An 18,092-nucleotide genomic window follows, 5' to 3' on the forward strand; every position below is an offset into this window, starting at 1 on the left:
TCGCTTGCGCGATGCCATCGCGGCATCGAATCGCATCTCGGGAACCGCTCGCCAGATCAGACGAAAGGAGAACGCGTGATCAGCCGGCCAGCCATGAGGGACGTCTGCGCGATTGCGCCGAACGGAAGCCGCGTCAGTTGGCATCCGCCGCACAAGTGGACAAGGCAGCCCGTCGCACCGTCATTCGCCGCGGTCTCGATCGAGCACTACATCGCCGGCGCCACGGAAATCGTCGATCTGGAGACGACCGGCCCGATCCTGGGCATGTACCTGCAGGCGCCTGCGACACTCGAGCTGCGAACGAACAACGGCCGGTGGGCGCCGACCCGCGTTCACGGGCCGCTGGCTTATGTTCCACCCGGCTTCTCGTTTTCCGGCCGATGGTCCGATGAAATCGAGTGGATCAGCGTCCACTTCGAACCGTCATGGCTGGCGCGGACGGGGCTGCAAAGCGACGTCTGGTTCGCGTCGGCCGCGCTCCGGATGAACGTGATCGACGACCTGCTCGCGCAGATCGTCCGCAGCCTCCATGAAGACGCCGTCGCGGGGATGCCGCAGGGCCCGACCTATGCGGAAGCGCTCGGCACGGCCGCGCTGCATCGCATGCTGCACCTGGAGTCGCGGCCGCAGGCGAAGCAATATGCGCATGCGGGCATGATGCACAAGGCCGGCGAGTACATCAGGGACCATTTCCGCAGTCCACTGACGCTGATGATGGTGGCCGATGCGGTCGGCTACCCGGGCGATCTCTATTCGTTCATCCGGAGCTTCAGAAAAGCCAACGGACTGACGCCGCACCAGTACATCATCGAGAGCCGCCTTCAAGCCGCCCGCCGCCTGATCGAGCGCGGATCCTGCGACGTGACGGAAGCCGCGCTCGACTGCGGCTTCTCGTCGGCGAGCCACTTTTCGGCGACATTCCGCAAGCGGTGGGGCATGTCGCCCTCCGCACTCAAGCCGCGCACCGCGACCGCTACGCCAGTGGAAGCGAGAGAATCCACAGGCCGCTGATCGTCAATGCGATCGTCAGCACGAGCAGCGGCAACTGGCCGACGGTCGCTCTTCCGGCCGGACTGCCGCTCCGTACTGCAATCGCATGCGTGAGCATCACGCTCACGATGTGCCCGGCGAGAATCAGGAGAACCTGCGCATGCCAGATGTATCCGACGTCGATGAGCGCCTGGGCCGCCGACACCTGATCGGCCGCGGGCGCCACCGGCAGTAGATTCCACCCGAGCCCGAGCGGATCGGAGGCGAGCTGGACGATCTGCCGCCCCTCGCCCCAGAACAGCGTGAAGTAATGGCAGACGTTGTAGAAGAACGCGATCGGCAGCAGTATCAGGCAGAACTGCCGCGAGAACGGCGCTCCGCCCGACGGCGAACGCGAACTGATCGCGCCCAGCGTGCAACAGCCGCGGAACACCAGGTAGTACGCGATGCCGATGATCGCGAACGCCAGCCATTGCCAGGTCAGCAGGATGTCCGCTGAAAAAGCGTAGTGCCGGCCGAGCGACGGAAACAGATCGACGACGTGCGGATAGATGCTGCGCCAGAAAAACGCGTGCCACGTAGCCGTATCGCGCAAGCCGTCGTAGGCCGTCGACGACAGCATGAACGACAGAAAGGCGACGACGCTGGTATCCGCCGGCCCGTCGCACGACATGTCCGCAATCGGGTTTCTCGGTTCCACGATCACGTGACGACGCGCTGCCCGACGCCATTTCAGCGGCGACAGCTTCGCGCATAGTCTGCACAGCACGCCGAACGTATCGCCGTGGTCGAGCCAACGCTCGCGCCCGAAACAGAACGCACCGATCAGCGCATACGCGGCATACGCGACGAGGAACAGACCGACGTCCCGGGGGCGCCCTGCACCGAACAGCTCCAGCGCGATGAGCGCGATATAGCCGCCCAACGCGGGCCACGAGGCAAGATGTTGCGGATAACGATAGCGCCCGCGTTCCAGGACGGGAAAATAGCGCGCGGCGATCCGCAACAGCAGCGCAAACGGATTGGTGAATGTATAAACGTCGCCCAGTATCGCGCTGACATACAAAGCGCCCAGATAGAACCAGATCCAGAAGCCCGACATCGCCAGGTTCAGGAACGGATTCGCGGTTCCCGCGAGGCCGGCCAAGACCAGGAGCGCGACGAATACCGCACTCGCGATTTGCGCGGCGTTCACCAGAGAAACCGGGATTCGTATCGATTTCTTTCGGGATCCTGATCGACTTCCCGGCTCGGGTGCGCGCGTGCCCGACGCAAACGCCAGGATCATGAACGACACCATCAGCGTGCCCGTTGCGGCATACGCATACAACCACAACGGCACCGGAAGGTAGTACGGGATATTCCATGCGTGGGCGCTCGCGCAGGTCGGCATGCACAGCCCACTCCATGCGAGCCCAGAAGGCAGCCGTCCTTTTCTGCGCAATGCGGCACCTTCGAAGTGGCCGCTCGCGCGCGCCGATTGATGCACGATATCTTCACGCATTTCGACGTCCTCCCGATTAGTAGTCAGCCGACGAGACCCACCCCGTCACCTTCCAGCCGACTCCGTCGCGCTTCTCCGACACGATCCCCACGGTGTCGTACGGCGCGTCGAGCAATTTGATGAGTGCAACGGCGCGCGGGTTGCCGGCACTCGAGCGCGGTAGCGCAAATACCACGAAAGGCAGGACGGGGGACGGTTTCTCGCCTTCGACGATCAGCGGGAGCACGGCGTCGTTCAACGACCTGAACACCTCGAACGATGCGCGATTGCGCGCAGGTGCAGGTGCGGGCGAATGCGTCGTCGAATGCGGCAACCCTTCGACGGCCAGATAAGCGCCGTGATCCCTCAGTCTCCATCCGACGAGCGCGTTGACCAGTGCATCGTCGGGCTTCTTCCCGTGCTCGGCCGAAAGCGCGGGCAGCCAGCGCTTGTCGACCGGCGACGTCGTGACCCAGTCGCTGAGAAAGCGCGTGTAGAAATCGACGATGTCCTTGTCGACGCCAGCCTGCATCGCCGACGGCAGCAGTGCGGGCAGATCGCGCCGCCCGTGCCATCGGACGGCTTTCCACGCCGGCCCGTCGGGCAGGCTGATACCGTCGAGAAACGACGTATCCGCGATGCCGTTCGCGACGAACCAGTCCGACTTCGCGCGCTTCGTTCGCGCAGCGACGAAGCCGGGGAGCCGTTGCCGGACCTGATCCCAGGGTGCCGCCTGCCGCGCCGTTCCATCGATATTCGGATACCTGATCATCTGAAGATAGGTCGCCTGCGCCATTGCTTCCACGTCGGCCGCCCGACGCCAGGTCAGATCCGCCGCGTGGCTGGACGATGTGTGTCGATCGAGCGGCGCCGCCATCGCCAGACCGGCATCGCACGCGATGCCGTCACGGTTCCAGTCCGGAACGGACGGCACACCACGATGCGCCCACGAATCCTGCCAGCCATGGAGCGCGCGGCCGAATTCGCCGAGCATGAACGCAGCCTTGCCGCCGCCGGCCTTGCGGAGCGCCGCGTCGACGGGCGCGAGCGCAGCCGGCCCACCGGGTACGACCGTTCTTGCCTGTGCATCGGCCGGCACGCTGCGCGCGCCCGGATAGTGCCGAGCCTGCGCATCGACGGCATCGGGAACGAAGCGCGACAAGCACGCGTACTGCAACGGCGACGTCATGTACTCGATCGATCCTGCATCGATGCGTTGATCCGCGAGCGCAATGGCGTCGGCGTCGCGCGGCGCGAAGCCGGCCTGCCGTGCGAGCCACAGCGTGAGGCCGAAGTGCACGTCGGCCTCGAAACCGGCACACGTCAGCGGCATCGCGAGCGCAATCGCGCAAACCAGCAGACCACGGCGAAAGCGTATCAATTGCCGATCTCCGTCGCCTTCGTGCTTTCGGGGAACGGCCAACTGCCGTTCTCGAACGACAGCACGAGCATGCCGTTGTCCTGGCACGCGGTGGTCAGCAGACGGCGGTCGAAATCGAAATCGAGACGCGACGCGCACCAGTCCGGCCCGCCCGCACGGTACTGACCGAACATCAGATGCGCCGAGCCCGCGCCGGGCGACTTCACGGAAGCCGGGTTGTAGTACGCGATCTCCTTCGGCTTCGACGGATCGCGAATGTCGAAGACGCGAATGCCGGAGTTGAAGTAACTGCACGCGAGCGCGGTCGCGTTCTGCCGATTGTCGACGCTGCAGTAGTGCGCGCCGTACGTGAATGTGGTCAGGCCGGCGATATCGGGAATGACCTTGCTGCAGTTCGCGATCGCGTGCGTTTCGAGCCGGAGTTCCGACACCAGCCGCGGCGCAGCTTCGTTGGACATGTCGTAGATGTGCCCCATCGGGAACGGCGCCACGCCGGCATTGCACGCGGCCTTGACGGCCGTTGCGCCCGGATCCTGCAGCCCGCCCCCGCCGCCCTCGTCGACTTCGATCAGATACGGTTTTCCCGCCACAGCGAACGAGATCGTATGTTGCGCGACGCTGCCGTTCCGCACCGGCACGGTCGCGATCCGGTGCATCTGCGCATTGGGACGCCGGCTCTGCACTTCGCTGGTATCGACGACGAAAAAGCCGTTGTCGCCGGTCGCGTTCGCGTCGTTCAGCGGCGGCGCGCCCATGCCGACGGCCGCGCCGCCGTTCCCCGACGCGACGAAGTACGCACGCGTCCCGTCCTGGCTCACCGACAGCCCGTGCGAAAAGCTGCCCATGCCCAGATCCGACAGGCTGATCGCGGAAATCATCTTCGGCCGGGTCGGCACGGTCAGGTCGACCGCGTAGTAGCTTTTCGTGAAGGCGCCGCCGACGTAATAGGTCAGCCCGTCCGGCGAAAATCCGCCTTCGTGACCGAGCGACCGGGTGGTCGGTACGATGCCTCCGTCCGCGCCCGTGCCGACGGGCACGCTCGCCAGCAACTGCGGCCGCGTGCAATCCGAAGCAATGTCGTACAGGTCGATCTCCGGGCCGCCACCGCCGCCCAGGCCGTTGTCGGCGGCGAGGATCCCGCGCGCGACGTTCACGCGCAGCGACTCCCACGGATCGATCATCGACGTGGACGTCAGCGAGCTCACCCGCACTGGCTGCGCCGGGTTGGTGATGTCGATCACCGGCACGCCCGGGTTCACGCGCGGCGGCGCATCGGGATTGTTGAACAGCGCGCTCGCGCCCATCGTCGCGTGATAGAAGCAGGTCTGGCCTTTCCTGTCGGTATACGTGGCGGCCGACCACGACGCGCCTTCGCCCTGAACCTGGCTGACGCGCTTGAGGTTGCAGTTGAAGCCGCCGAAGCCGGCCTGGCGAAGCGCGGCCGGCACCTGCCCCTGCAGCGCGGTCTCGGGCATATCGCCCAGGCTGCAGCTCGGCACGCGCGGCACGACATAGTCGGCCACGGACACGCCGGATGTGGCCGCCGGCGTGTCGTCGGCTTCTCCGCCGCAGCCGGCCAGCACGAACATGCAGAGCGACAGCGCGAACGCTGCGCGAATCGGTGATTGCATCGTTGTCTCCTTCCGTCTTGTTTGTCGTGATGAAAATGCGCTGCGGTCACGGCCCCGGATAGATTTCGATCACGGCGACCTCGATCGTGTCGCCTGTCCGGCTGTGGAAATGCAGCGAGAAACGCCCGGTGATGCCGATCGGGAGAATGTCCAGCGACTGCGCACTGCCGGACGCGCATGCCGCCAACGCACCCGGTATTTCATGCACCATCAGGACGCCGGTTTCCCGCGCATGCACGTCGATATGCACCGGCATGCCTTCGCGAATCGCGATCACGGGTCGCGCCCATGGCGCCCCGTCGCGGTCCACGTAGACGGAGAAATGCCGTTGCTGCGGCGCAGCCGGCGATGCCCGTGACGCATGCCTCGCGACACCGTACGCCAGTAGCAGCGTCAACGCGATCGCGGTCCATGCCGGCGCCCGGCCGCGCGACGGCCGGCGTCCTGCCTCGATGCTCGTGCTTCGTTCCATCGGCACTCACGCCACGCGAGGTGGCCCCGTCAAACCGCCCGCCCATCGGGTGGATTCGATATCGATGGATGGTAGTGAGCGGTGCCGCGACGAGATATCGGCTTATTGCGGACTGTCGAGAAATTGCGTACCGAGTAACCCGAGTAACCCGAGTAACCGCGACGAATGGAGCGGCGCGCCGATGTCGTTTCGGCTGGTGGCGGGAAAGGGAACGGGAACCCGGCACGACGGCTTGCCGGGAAATCGCATCGCGGAAGGCGGCGGACGGCCTGTCAGCGGCACACGACGCGCCGACGCCTGAGCGCCGCCGCTGACGACAGCCCCCCGTCAACGTGCGCGTTTCGCCGCGCGCGGCCGTTTCCCGGTCGGGCCCCGGCGCGTCGCCGCCCCCGCGAACATCGTCATGTCGTGCAGCAGGCAGTTCAGCAACGTATCGGCCGCGACGCCGAGCGGCCGCCCCACCTTCACGAGCAGGCGCGCTTTCGCGGAATCGAACAACGGATGCGCAATCGGCAGCGCAACGAGCTCGCCGCTCTCGAGTTCGCGATACGCGGCGAATGCGCCGATCAACGTAATCCCGTCGTGGCGCTTCACGAAATGGCGCAACACCGCGAGGGAGTTGGTCGTCAGCGTCGGACGGATCGGCAGATTCTCCGTATAGGCGAGCATCTGCGCGACCTGACCGAGGCCGAACGCCGGCGGCATCAGTGCGAGCGGATACTCGCCGAGTTCGTGTGCGCGCACCGCGCCGCCACGCACCGCGAGCGGATGGCCGGCATGAACGAGCGCCACCACCGGCTGTGACGACGTGGCGAGATACGCGATCTCCGGATGGGCCGGCGGGTTGTACGCGAGCCCGATGTGCGCGCGGCTTTCCGCCACTTCCTGCAGCACGTTGTTGACCGGCAGGACGTCGACGATCACGTCGAGCTTCGGATAGCGCATGCAGAAATCGGTCAGCACCTCGTCCATCAGCACGTCGACATAACCCTCGCTGGTGACGATGCGCACCTGGCCGGATTGCAGCCGCCGCAACGCCTGCAGGCGCTCCTCGAACAATTCCTGCTGCGAGCGGCACCCGCGCCAGTACTCGAGCAGATGCGCGGCCGCCTCGGTCGGCCGCACGCCGCGCGCCTGCCGCTCGAACAGCTCGACGCCGATCTCCTCCTCGAGCAGGCGAATCTGCCGCGTGATCACGGACGGCGCGGTATTGATGCTGTCGGCCGCGCCGCGGATGGAGCCGTGCGTCAGCACCTCGTGGAAGTAGCGCAAGCGGCGCTGGTTGAGTTCGCGCATGGAGTGTCCCGTCTGCCTGATGGTCGCCCGGGCGGTTCGCCTGAGCGGTTCGCCATGTCGTTGCCCGTTGAGCAACATTAGATCACTTAAGTTGCTCTTGCTCTGCTTTTTCGGCTCTCCGACGATGCGGCAATCGGAACCCATCCCACAAGACGCTTACGCCACTGGAGAGAGACATGTCCGCCGTCCCATCCTCCCGCCGTTCGGCCACGCACGACAGCGCGCCGGTGCAGGCGCTGTACCGCAAACTGAACTGGCGCCTGCTGCCGCTGCTGTTGCTCTGCTACACGTTCGCGTATCTGGATCGCGTCAACATCGGCTTCGCGAAACTTCACATGCAAAGCGCGCTTGGCTTGTCCGACGCGGCGTATGGCCTCGGCGCGGGCATTTTCTTCCTCGGCTACGTGCTGTTCGAGATTCCGAGCAACCTGATACTGCCGCGTATCGGCGCGCGCAAGACGATCAGCCGGATCATGGTGCTGTGGGGGCTGACGTCCGCCGCCATGATGTTCGTGCACGACACCACGTCGTTCTACGTGCTGCGCTTTCTGCTCGGCGTGTTCGAGGCCGGCTTCGCGCCTGGCATGATCTTCTACCTGACCTACTGGTACGGCCCGCGCCGCATGGCTGGAGTGATGGCCGTCGTGATGCTGGCCGGGCCGATCGGCGGCATCGTCGGCTCGCCGCTGTCGACCTGGCTGATGACCGCCCTCGATGGCGCACACGGGCTGGCCGGCTGGCAATGGATGTTCGTCGCGGAAGGTTTGCCGTGTGCCGTGCTCGGCCTGCTAGTGCTGAAGATACTGGCCGATCGCCCCGACGATGCGGCGTGGCTGAGCGATCGCGAGAAAAGCCTGCTCGCCACCGAACTGCAGGCGCCTTCGGCCGGCCACCACGCGTTCGGGCAGGCGGCGCGCGACCCACGCGTCTACCTGCTGGCCTTCGCGTACTTCACGATGATCTGCGGAATCTATGCGGTCAGCTTCTGGCTGCCGTCGATTCTCAAGGCCAACGGCGTGACCGACACGATGCAGATCGGCTTCTATTCGATGATTCCGTATATCGGCGCCGCCTGCGCGATGCTCGTGATCGGCCGGTGCTCGGACCGGCGCGGCGAACGCCGCTGGCACAGCGCGGTGTCGGCGCTCGTCGGCGCGGCCGCACTGGCCGCCGCGACCTGGGCCGGCGGCAATCTCGCGATCTCGCTCGTCTGCATGACGATCGCCACGGCGCTGTTGTGGGCCGCCTACACGGTGTTCTGGGCCATCCCGTCGCAATACCTGACAGGCAACGCGGCCGCCGGCGGCATCGCGCTCATCAACACGATCGGCCTGCTTGGCGGCTTCCTCAGCCCGACGCTGATCGGCGAAATCCGCACCGCAACCGGCAGCATGCAGGCGGGGTTGCTCGTGATCGTCGTGCTGATGGTCGCGGGCGCCGTGGCGCTGATCATGAACCGCCTGCCCGCCGCGGCACGGTGACCGGTCGCGCCGCGACGGCACCGTATCGCCCCATGGACCACGCACAGCTGCCTGCTTTAATGGACTCAGTCTCATGACCCGACGCATTCTCGTTGCCGGTTTCCAGCATGAAACCAACACCTTCGCCCCCACCAAGGCCACCTATGCCAACTTCGAACGCGGCGAAGGGTTTCCCGCGCTGGTGCGCGGCGCCGACGTGCTCGCCCTGCGCGACGTCAACATTCCGGCCGGCGGCTTCATCAACGCGGCCGAGCGGCGCGGCTGGCGCTTGCTGCCGGTGATCTGGGCCGGCGCGAGCCCGTCGGCGCACGTCACCGAGGACGCCTTCGAACGCATCGCCGGCGAGATCGTCGAGGCGGCGCGACGCGGCGGCTGCGACGCGGTGTATCTCGACCTGCACGGCGCGATGGTCGCCGAGCATACGGACGACGGCGAAGGCACCTTGCTCGAGCGCGTCCGCGCCGCGGTCGGTCCGAACGTGCCGGTGGTCGCGTCGCTCGATCTGCACGCGAACGTGACCGACCTGATGCTGAGCCGCGCCGACGCGCTGCTGGCCTTTCGCACGTATCCGCACGTCGACATGGCGGAAAGCGGTGAACGCGCGGCCGCACTGCTCGAACGCCTGCTCGCTGGCCGCGGCCCGCTGCATCGCGCGGCGCGGCGGCTGCCGTTCCTGATCCCGATCAACGGCATGTGCACGCTGCTCGATCCCGCTCGCGCGATGTACGCGCGCCTCGCGGCGCTCGAAGCCGGCGGCGTGGTGTCGCTGTCGTTCGCACCGGGTTTCCCGGCCGCGGATTTCCCGGAATGCGGGCCGGTCATCTGGGGCTATGGCGACGCCGACGCGGTAGAGGCCGCCGTACAGACGCTGTACGACACGATGCTGGCCGACGAGGCGCAGTGGCAGGTACCGTTCCTGTCGCCGGACGACGCCGTGCGCGAGGCAATGCTGCTCGCAGCGGACGCAAGCAAACCAGTCGTGATCGCCGACACTCAGGACAACCCGGGCGCGGGCGGCGATTCGAATACGACGGGCCTGCTTCGCGCGCTGCTGCGTCATGGCGCGCAGGACGCAGCGCTCGGCCTGCTGTGGGACCCGGCGGCGGTGGCCGCGGCGTGGCGCGCAGGGGTCGGCGCGAGCGTCGACCTGTCGCTCGGCGGCTCGGGCGTGCCCGGCGACGAGCCGCTTCGCGCGCGCTTCGAGGTCGTCGCGCTGTCCGACGGAATCTGCCGCTACGACGGCCCGATGATGAACGGCATGCAGGCCGATGTCGGGCCGGTCGCCTGCCTGCGGATCGACGGCGTGCGGATCGTCGTGAGCACCGGCAAGGCGCAGATGCTCGACCGCAATCTGTATCGGGTGGGTGGCGTCGAGCCGGAAGCGATGAAGATTCTCGTCAACAAGAGCTCGGTGCACTTCCGCGCCGATTTCCAGGACATCGCGCATGCGGTGCTGGTCGCCAAGGCGCCGGGACCGATGCAGGCCGATCCGGCCGACCTGCCGTGGACCCGGCTCGCGCGCGGAATGCGGATGAGGCCGATGGGGGACGCGTTTGGCGGCGCGTGATGCGGTGGCGCGTGACTGGTTCCTGCGGATGCGGCCGCAACGTCGGGCGTTGCCGCCCTGCCTGTATGCTGATTGTCGTCACCCATAAGCGGTGCGGCGGAGCGCCGCCGCACCGTCGGAAGTTGTCGCGCGGAGCTGACCGTTAGTTGCGACACACAATGCAATAAAAGGGTTTCGTGGATTGCCGATCTGATCAATAGCGGTCGTTCACTGTCCGGACGAGCAGGCGCAATTTCCGCTCAGTTCTAAATGAGCGATTCGCTGACGAAGACGTTATAAGGTGTGCTTTCCAGATCCAGACTTTCGGGAACGGGTATGCCGTTTCCGCAATAGTCGATTTCGACATCGGCCAGATGACCTGACTCGTCGGCAAAGAGCAGAATCTCAATCGACCCCCGACCTTCTGCCCCGTTCCGATCCCGGAAGTCCGTCTCAAACACCATTCGACAAGGCTGTCCGCTGGAAGCGATGGCAATGGGGGGAACTTTATCAGGCACGGCCAGTGACAGGCCAAAACTGTTGCATCCACATTTACAGAGTCTGACTATCTCCGCATTCTCAAACTGCGCCGCAAGCGCGTCTCGATTTGGAAACGGACAGTGCTCAAGCATAAACCTAACCCAACAAGTAGCCCGGTTCAGATCGTTCGGCATATTGCGTCCTGGCATCGCGACTTGCGGCGTCAATGCGTCGATTGTCAGCGATGCACGCCGTGCTGTCGAACGTCTCAATGTGGCCGATCGCCGCCATTGCTCCCTAAAATTTGCGATGGCCATAAAAAACCCCGGCATACAGACCTGAGCCTGCATGCCGGGGTTCTTCGCTTCATGGCTGGCGAGCGGCACCCGCTCGCCGTTCTCGCTCACCGCACAGCCACCTCCGCCTTGCCGGTCGCCGCATCGCCGACCGCCGTCGGCGCCGCACCCCACCCGCCGCCCAGCGCGCGAATCAGGTTCACGGTCGACACCGCCTGCGCACCCGTCAACTGATTCGACTGCAATTGCGACTGCAACACCGACCGCTCGCTGTCGATCACGTCGAGATACGCGACCTCGCCTTCCTGGTACTGCGTCCGCGACAGCGTCGCCGCACGGCGCGACGCGTTGACGGCCGCATCCTGCGCGCGGATCTGGTCGTCGAGCAGGCGCAGGTCGGCGAGATTGTCCTCGACCTCCCGGAACGCGACGAGCACCTGCTGCCGGTAGTTCGCGACCTGTTCGTCGTACTGCGCGCGCGCCTGCTGCACGCCGGCCGCACGACGCCCGCCGTCGAACAGCGGCAGCGTCAGCGCGGTGCCGGCGAACGGCCCGAGCAGGAACGTGCGGCTCGACCACAGGAACAGGTTGCCGAGCGTCGACGCCTCATAGCCGAACGACCCGGTGATATCGAGCTTCGGGAAGTACGCCGACTTCGCGAGCCCGATCCGCGCGTTGGCGGCCGCCATCGCGCGCTCGGCCGCCGACACGTCCGGGCGGCGCTCCAGCAGCGCGGACGGCAGGCCCGGCGGAATCTTCACCGCGACCGGCACGATCGGCGTTTCCTTGAACGCGAAATCCGCGGGCGCCTTGCCAAGCAGGATCGCGAGCGCATGCTCGGACGCCGCGCGCCGGCGCGCGACGCCGACCGCATCGGCCTGCGCGCTGGCCAGCTCGTTCTTCGCGCGCGACACGTCGAGCTCGCTGATATCGCCTTCGTTGAAGCGGCGCTGCACGAGCTTCAATGCCTGGTCGCGCAGTTCGACGGTGCGGCGATACAGATCCTGGTCCGAGTCGAGCTGCCGCAGTTCGAAGTAGTTCTGCGCGACGTCGGCCTGCAGCGCGAGCTGCACCGAGCGGAACAGCGCTTCGCTCTGCGCCTGATCGGCACGCGACGCCTCGACGTTGCGGCCGACTCGACCGAACAGGTCGGCTTCGTACGACACCGTGCCCTGGGCGCGCCACAGCGTCGCGTTGGTCGGGCCCGTGCCCTGCGGCTGGAGCTGAGACGCCGACGACAGCCCCTCGCGCGTCGGCCCGAACCCGACGCCGACCTGCGGGAACCATTGCGAGCGCGCCGAACGGGTCGCCGCACGCGCTTCCTCGACCCGAGCGGCCGCGGCCTTGAGGTTCTGGTTCGCGGCGAGCGCCTGCGTCTCGAGCGAATCGAGCACCGGGTCGCCGAACACCTTCCACCATTCGCCGCGATGTTCGCCGTCCGACGGCTCGGCCGTCTTCCACGTGCCGGCCTGCTCGCCGGCGGCGAGGGTCGGCGCTTCCTTGAACGCGGCGGGGGCCGCCGCATCCGGACGCTTGTAATCGGGGCCGACCGCGCACGCGGCGAGCAGCGTCGCGAGCAGGGTGCTCGCGGCCGCCACCTTCGCGAAGCGCATCAGGCCGTTCGTGTTGTGCAAGTTATTCATTTTCTGGTCCTCAAGCATCGGGCGCCGGCACACCGTACCCCGCCGAATCCTTGCCGGCGACGTGGATCTTCCCGCCCGCGAGCGTACGCAGCACGACGTAGAACACCGGCGTCAGCATCAGCCCGAACAGTGTCACGCCGAGCATCCCGAAGAACACCGCGACACCCATCGCATGGCGCATTTCCGAACCGGCGCCCGTCGACGTGACGAGCGGCACCACGCCCATGATGAAGGCGATCGACGTCATCAGGATCGGGCGCAGCCGCAGACGGCTCGCCTCGATCGCGGCCTCGAGCGGTGTCCTGCCGTCGTGTTCGAGCTCGCGCGCGAATTCGACGATCAGGATCGCGTTCTTCGCCGACAGTCCCACCAGCACCATCAGGCCGATCTGCGTGAAGATGTTGTTGTCGCCTTGCGTGAGCCACACGCCCGTCAGCGCCGACAGAATGCTCATCGGCACGATCAGGATCACCGCGAGCGGCAGCGTCAGGCTTTCATACAGCGCGGCGAGCACGAGGAACACGAGCAGCACGCTGATCGGGAACACGTACATCGCCGAATCGCCCGCGAGGATCTGCTGGTACGTGAGGTCGGTCCACTCGAAGCGCACGCCGCGCGGCAGCGTTTCGTGCGCGATGCGCTCGACCGCGGCCTGTGCCTGCCCCGACGAGAAGCCGGGCGCCGGGCCGCCGTTGATGTCGGCCGCCGTGTAGCCGTTGTAGCGCACGACCATTTCCGGGCCGAACGTCGGCGTCACGGTGACGAGCGACGACAGCGGCACCATCTCGCCCTTGTCGTTACGCGTCTTCAGTTGCAGGATGTCGTCCGCGCGCTGACGGAACGGCGCATCGGCCTGCACGCGCACCTGGTACACGCGCCCGAAGCGGTTGAAGTCGTTCACGTACAGCGAACCGAGATACACCTGCATCGTGTTGAACACGTCGGTCACCGGCACGCCGAGCTGCTTCGCCTTCACGCGGTCGAGATCGACGTTGAGCTGCGGCACGTTGATCTGGTAGCTCGTGAACAACGGGCCGAGTTCCGGCGCCTGCTGCGCGCGCTTGATGAAGTCGTTGGTCGCATCCGACAGCTTCGCGTAACCGACCGCGCCGCGATCCTCGATCTGCATCTTGAACCCGCCGAGCGTACCGAGGCCCAGCACCGGCGGCGGCGGAAACACCGCGACGAACGAATCCTTCATCGCGCCGTATTTCTGGTTCAGCGCACCGGCGATCGCGCCGGCCGACAGCGCCTTGCCGTGCCGTTCCGCGAACGGCTTCAGCGTGACGAACACGATGCCCGCGCTCGAGCTGTTGGTGAAGCCGTTGACCGACAGCCCCGGAAACGCGACCGCGCTCTCGACGCCCGGCTGCTTCAGCGCGATCGAACCCATGTCGCGGATCACCTTCTCGGTGCGGTCGAGCGATGCACCGTTCGGCAGCTGCGCGAACGCGATCAGGTATTCCTTGTCCTGCGCGGGCACGAAGCCGCCCGGCACGACCTTCGACACGAGCACCGTCGCGCCCACCAGCACGAGATACACGCCGAGCATCGCCGTCTTGCGCGACAGCACGCGACGCACGCCGCGGCCGTAGTTCTCCGCACCGCGATGGAACACCTTGTTGAAGCCGCGGAAGAAGCCGCCGAGCACGCGGTTCATCACGCGCGTGAGCCAGTCTTCCTTCTCGCCATGCCCCTTCAGCAGGATCGCGGACAGCGCCGGCGACAGCGTCAGCGAGTTGAACGCCGAGATCACCGTCGAGATCGCGATGGTCATCGCGAACTGCTTGTAGAACTGGCCGGTCAGGCCCGACATGAACGCGAGCGGCACGAACACGGCGACGAGCGTCAGCGCGATCGCGATGATCGGCCCGCTCACTTCCTGCATCGCCTTGTAGGTCGCCTGCCGCGCGTTCATCCCGCCCTCGATGTTGCGCTCGACGTTCTCGACGACGACGATCGCATCGTCCACCACGATCCCGATCGCGAGCACCATCCCGAACAACGACAACGCGTTGATCGAATACCCGAACGCCAGCAGCAGGGAGAACGTGCCGATGATCGACACCGGCACCGCGATCAGCGGAATCAGCGACGCGCGCCAGGTCTGCAGGAACACGATCACGACGATCACGACCAGCGCGATCGCCTCGAGCAGCGTGTGCACGACGGCCTTGATCGACGAGCGCACGAACTGCGTCGGGTCATAGACGATCTTGTAGTCGATGCCCGCCGGCATGTCCTGCTTCAGCTCCGCCATCGTCTTGCGCACTTCGTCGGAGATCTGCAGCGAGTTCGCGCCCGGCGACTGGTTGATCGCCATCGCGACGGCCGGCTTGTTGTCGAGCAGCGAGCGCAGCCCGTATTCGGATGCGTCGAGCTGGATCCGCGCGATGTCGCGCAGGTGCGTGACGCCGCCGTCCGGCGTCGTCTTCACGACGATGTCGCCGAATTCGTCTTCCGTCTGCAGACGGCCGCGCGCGTTCACCGACAGCTGCAGCGGCGTGCCGGGCAGCGACGGCGATGCGCCGATCACGCCGGCCGCGACCTGCACGTTCTGCTCGCGGATCGCCTGCACGACGTCCTCGGCCGACAGCCCGCGCTGCGCGACCTTCTGCGGATCGAGCCACACGCGCATCGCGTAGTCGCCCGAACCCCACAGCTGCACCTGGCCGACGCCCTGGATCCGCGACAGGCGATCCTTCACGTTGATCAGCGCGTAGTTGCGCAGATAGGTCATGTCGTAGCGGTTGTCCGGCGAGATCAGGTGGACCACCATCGTCAGCGTCGGCGAGCTCTTCACCGTGGTGATGCCGAGCCGCTGCACGTCTTCCGGCAAGCGCGGCAGCGCCTGGTTCACGCGGTTCTGCACGAGCTGCGTGGCCTTGTCCGGATCGGTGCCGAGCTTGAACGTGACGGTGATCGTCATGTTGCCGTCGCTGTTCGCCTGCGACTGCATGTAGAGCATGTCCTCGACGCCGTTGATCTGCTCTTCCAGCGGCGACGCGACCGTCTCGGCGATCACTTTCGGGTTCGCGCCCGGGTACTGCGCCTTCACGATCACGGAAGGCGGCACGACTTCCGGATATTCCGAAATCGGCAGCAGAAACATCGCGATCACCCCGCCGAGCAGGATGATCACCGATAGGACTCCTGCAAAGATCGGCCGGTCGATAAAGAATTTTGAAATGTTCATGTGTGGCTCTGTCTGGTTGAACGCGGATGCGAAGCGGGCGCGCCGCTTACGAATCCGCCTTCGCCGGTGCGGCCGGCTTCGCGGTGCTCGCGAGCGGCGCGGACGGCTCGTCGCCGCCCGTCATCGGGACCATGTGCGGCTTCACCTGCTCGCCGGGGCGCACGCGCTGCGTGCCGTTCACGATCACGCGGTCGCCGGCGGCGAGGCCGCTGACGATCACGCGCCGGTTGCCGTGCTGCATCCCCGGCTGCACTTCGCGATACGACACGCGGCCCTGCTGGTCGACGACGAACACGAACTTCTTGTCCTGGTCGGTGTTGATCGCCGCGTCGTCGACGAGCAGTGCCTCGTGCGGCGCGCTGCCGCCCACCTTCACGCGCGCATAGAGGCCCGGGACGAGCGTGCCGTCCGCATTGTCGAAGCGTGCGCGCACGCGGATCGTGCCGGACGACGTGTCGAGCCGGTTGTCGACCGAATCGATCTCGCCGCTGCGCGAGTAGCCGGCTTCGTTGGCGAGGCCGAGCTCGACCGGCACCTTGCGGCCGCTGCGCGCGCCGTTGATGTATTGCAGGTAGGTCTGTTCGTCCGCGTCGAACGATGCGTAGATCGGCGACACCGACACCAGCGTCGTCAGCGGCGCGGCCGACGCGCCGGCCGATACGACGTTGCCGAGCGTGATCTCCGCGCGCGACACGCGGCCCGATACCGGCGCGGTGATGCGCGTATAGCCGAGGTTGATGCGTGCCGTTTCCAGCGCGGCTTCGGCGGCCTTCAGGTTCGCGTTCGCTTCGCGTGCCGCGTTCTGCTTTTCGTCGTAGTCGCGCTTCGCGATCGCGTTGTCGCCGATCAGCCGCTGCGCGCGCTGCCAGTCGCTCTGCGCGTAGCCGTTGCGTGCCTGCGCGCCCGCGAGCTGCGCGGCAGCGCGGTCGACTTCCGCCTGGTACGGGCGCGGATCGATCACGAACAGCACGTCGCCCTTCTTCACGAGCGCGCCGTCCTTGAAGTTCACCGCGACGATCGTGCCCGACACCTGCGGGCGCACGTCGACTTTCTCGACCGCTTCGAGGCGGCCCGAGTAGCTTTGCCAGTCGGTCACGGTCTGCGGCACGATGGTCGCGACGTCGACTTCGGGCAAGGGCGCTGCCGCTTTTTCGGGCGCGTTCGCGTTCACGCGCATCGCGCCGAACGTGCCGAGGCCGACGACGGCGAGCGTGACGATCGCCGCGGTCGCGATTCGGGAACGGGAGGTGCGTAGGATGGCCATGTGGATCTCCGGTAAACGTGGATTGGTCTGGTTATTCGGAACGGTTCGGCTGGCGCGCCTGGAAGCGGCACTGGAAGAAGCGCACGGCTTCCTCGAACGCGGCTTCGTGCGTGGCGAGCGCGGCGTGCGTGATGTCCGGATAGCGGATCACCTGCGTGAGCACGCCCGACGAAATCAGGCAGCCCGCATATTTCTCCGCCTCGACGTGCAGCACGTCGTTCTGCGCGGTGACGACGAGCGTCGGCGGCAGCCCCGCGAGGCGCACCGATTCGATCGGCGCCGCGTACGGATGCATGCGCTGCGCCGCCTGCGGCAGATACGCGCGATAGCAGGCCGCGCATTCGCGCGCGGTGATGTCGGATGCGAGGCGCTCGGCGTCGCCGATGCGCGTCATGCTCGGGTCGAGCATCGGCCCGAACAGCGCCTGCGCGGCGATCGACACTTCACCGCGGTCACGTGCGATGAAGGCCAGGCAGTTCGCGAGCTGGCCGCCCGCGTCGTGCCCGGCGACCCCGATCTTCTTCGGGTTGCCGCCGAACGCGCGGGCGCGCGTCGCGGCCCACACGGCGGCGCGATACGCATCCTCCGGCGCGGCCGGAAAAGGAAAGGCCGGCGCGAGCGAATAATCGACCGACACTACGAGAGCTGGTAAGCGTTCTGCTAAAAAACGCGCGGCGAAATCCGCGTCTTCGAGCGAACCGCGGACGAAGCCGCCACCGTGGAAATAAAGCACTACTGGCAACCCGGTCTTGTCCGGACGGCGGTAGAGGCGCAGCACGATGTCCTGTGCGTAGCCGGGAATTTCCACTTCGGCAACCGTCAGCGCCGCGCCCGCCAAGGCTTGCGCGGGCAACGCGGCTTTCAGGAATTTGCTGAATTCAGATGCGTCCATGACGATGCAGGATCCATTTCGAGATGGAACGAATTCTGGGT

Annotated in this window: 13 protein-coding genes; 3 read left to right on the forward strand and 10 right to left on the reverse strand. The window is 66.4% G+C overall.

The annotated features are described in order from the left end of the window. Positions 1–75 precede the first annotated feature (75 nt). Positions 76–1,011 carry a helix-turn-helix transcriptional regulator gene (locus C4B30_RS23445; RefSeq protein ID WP_027781533.1) on the forward strand — a complete coding sequence of 312 codons (936 nt, stop codon included), beginning with the start codon at positions 76–78 and terminating at the stop codon, positions 1,009–1,011. Here the strand turns inward: C4B30_RS23445 and C4B30_RS23450 are convergent. The 5 genes from C4B30_RS23450 to C4B30_RS23470 form a co-directional block, all read right to left on the reverse strand. Further along, positions 974–2,494, reverse strand: coding sequence for a hypothetical protein (locus tag C4B30_RS23450; protein WP_027781534.1), 1,521 nt, complete (start codon positions 2,492–2,494; stop codon positions 974–976). The genes C4B30_RS23445 and C4B30_RS23450 overlap by 38 nt on opposite strands. A 16-nt stretch (positions 2,495–2,510) precedes the next feature. Beyond that, positions 2,511–3,854 carry a DUF6765 family protein gene (locus C4B30_RS23455; protein ID WP_230469044.1) on the reverse strand — a complete coding sequence of 448 codons (1,344 nt, stop codon included), beginning with the start codon at positions 3,852–3,854 and terminating at the stop codon, positions 2,511–2,513. Continuing rightward, positions 3,851–5,485 (reverse strand): LVIVD repeat-containing protein, encoded by a 1,635-nt coding sequence (locus C4B30_RS23460; RefSeq protein WP_027781536.1) that lies wholly within the window; start codon positions 5,483–5,485, stop codon positions 3,851–3,853. The genes C4B30_RS23455 and C4B30_RS23460 overlap by 4 nt, the downstream gene beginning before the upstream one ends. A gap of 46 nt (positions 5,486–5,531) precedes the next feature. Continuing rightward, a complete protein-coding gene (locus tag C4B30_RS35905) occupies positions 5,532–5,735 on the reverse strand; it encodes a hypothetical protein (protein ID WP_234015457.1) in 204 nt (67 codons plus the stop codon). A 549-nt stretch (positions 5,736–6,284) separates the two neighbouring features. Then, the gene (locus tag C4B30_RS23470) at positions 6,285–7,253 is read right to left on the reverse strand and encodes a LysR family transcriptional regulator (RefSeq protein WP_027781538.1); all 969 of its coding nucleotides are present in this window, start codon (positions 7,251–7,253) and stop codon (positions 6,285–6,287) included. A gap of 176 nt (positions 7,254–7,429) precedes the next feature. Between C4B30_RS23470 and C4B30_RS23475 the strand changes: the two genes are divergently transcribed. Further along, positions 7,430–8,734 (forward strand): MFS transporter, encoded by a 1,305-nt coding sequence (locus C4B30_RS23475; protein WP_027781539.1) that lies wholly within the window; start codon positions 7,430–7,432, stop codon positions 8,732–8,734. Between the two features lie 73 nt (positions 8,735–8,807). Beyond that, entirely contained in the window at positions 8,808–10,301 is a 1,494-nt protein-coding gene (locus tag C4B30_RS23480; protein WP_105133079.1) for a M81 family metallopeptidase, read from the forward strand. Between the two features lie 245 nt (positions 10,302–10,546). On the opposite strand, the gene C4B30_RS35400 is transcribed toward C4B30_RS23480, so the two are convergent. From C4B30_RS35400 to C4B30_RS23505, 5 genes are read right to left on the reverse strand one after another with little or no spacing between them, the layout of a single operon-like run. Next, positions 10,547–11,167, reverse strand: coding sequence for a hypothetical protein (locus tag C4B30_RS35400; RefSeq protein WP_158683520.1), 621 nt, complete (start codon positions 11,165–11,167; stop codon positions 10,547–10,549). Next, the gene (gene opcM, locus C4B30_RS23490) at positions 11,164–12,699 is read right to left on the reverse strand and encodes a multidrug efflux transporter outer membrane subunit OpcM (protein ID WP_105133095.1); all 1,536 of its coding nucleotides are present in this window, start codon (positions 12,697–12,699) and stop codon (positions 11,164–11,166) included. Before opcM ends, C4B30_RS35400 begins: the two co-directional genes overlap by 4 nt. A 10-nt stretch (positions 12,700–12,709) precedes the next feature. Then, positions 12,710–15,895, reverse strand: a complete 3,186-nt coding sequence (gene ceoB, locus C4B30_RS23495) for a multidrug efflux RND transporter permease subunit CeoB (protein ID WP_105133081.1) — start codon at positions 15,893–15,895, stop codon at positions 12,710–12,712. Between the two features lie 46 nt (positions 15,896–15,941). Further along, a complete protein-coding gene (gene ceoA, locus C4B30_RS23500; RefSeq protein WP_105133082.1) occupies positions 15,942–17,159 on the reverse strand; it encodes a multidrug efflux RND transporter periplasmic adaptor subunit CeoA in 1,218 nt (405 codons plus the stop codon). A 31-nt stretch (positions 17,160–17,190) separates the two neighbouring features. Then, entirely contained in the window at positions 17,191–18,051 is an 861-nt protein-coding gene (locus tag C4B30_RS23505) for an alpha/beta hydrolase (protein ID WP_027781544.1), read from the reverse strand. Between the last annotated feature and the right edge of the window lie 41 nt (positions 18,052–18,092).

The organism is Burkholderia sp. BE12 (assembly GCF_002959955.1).
Taxonomy (GTDB): Bacteria; Pseudomonadota; Gammaproteobacteria; order Burkholderiales; family Burkholderiaceae; genus Burkholderia.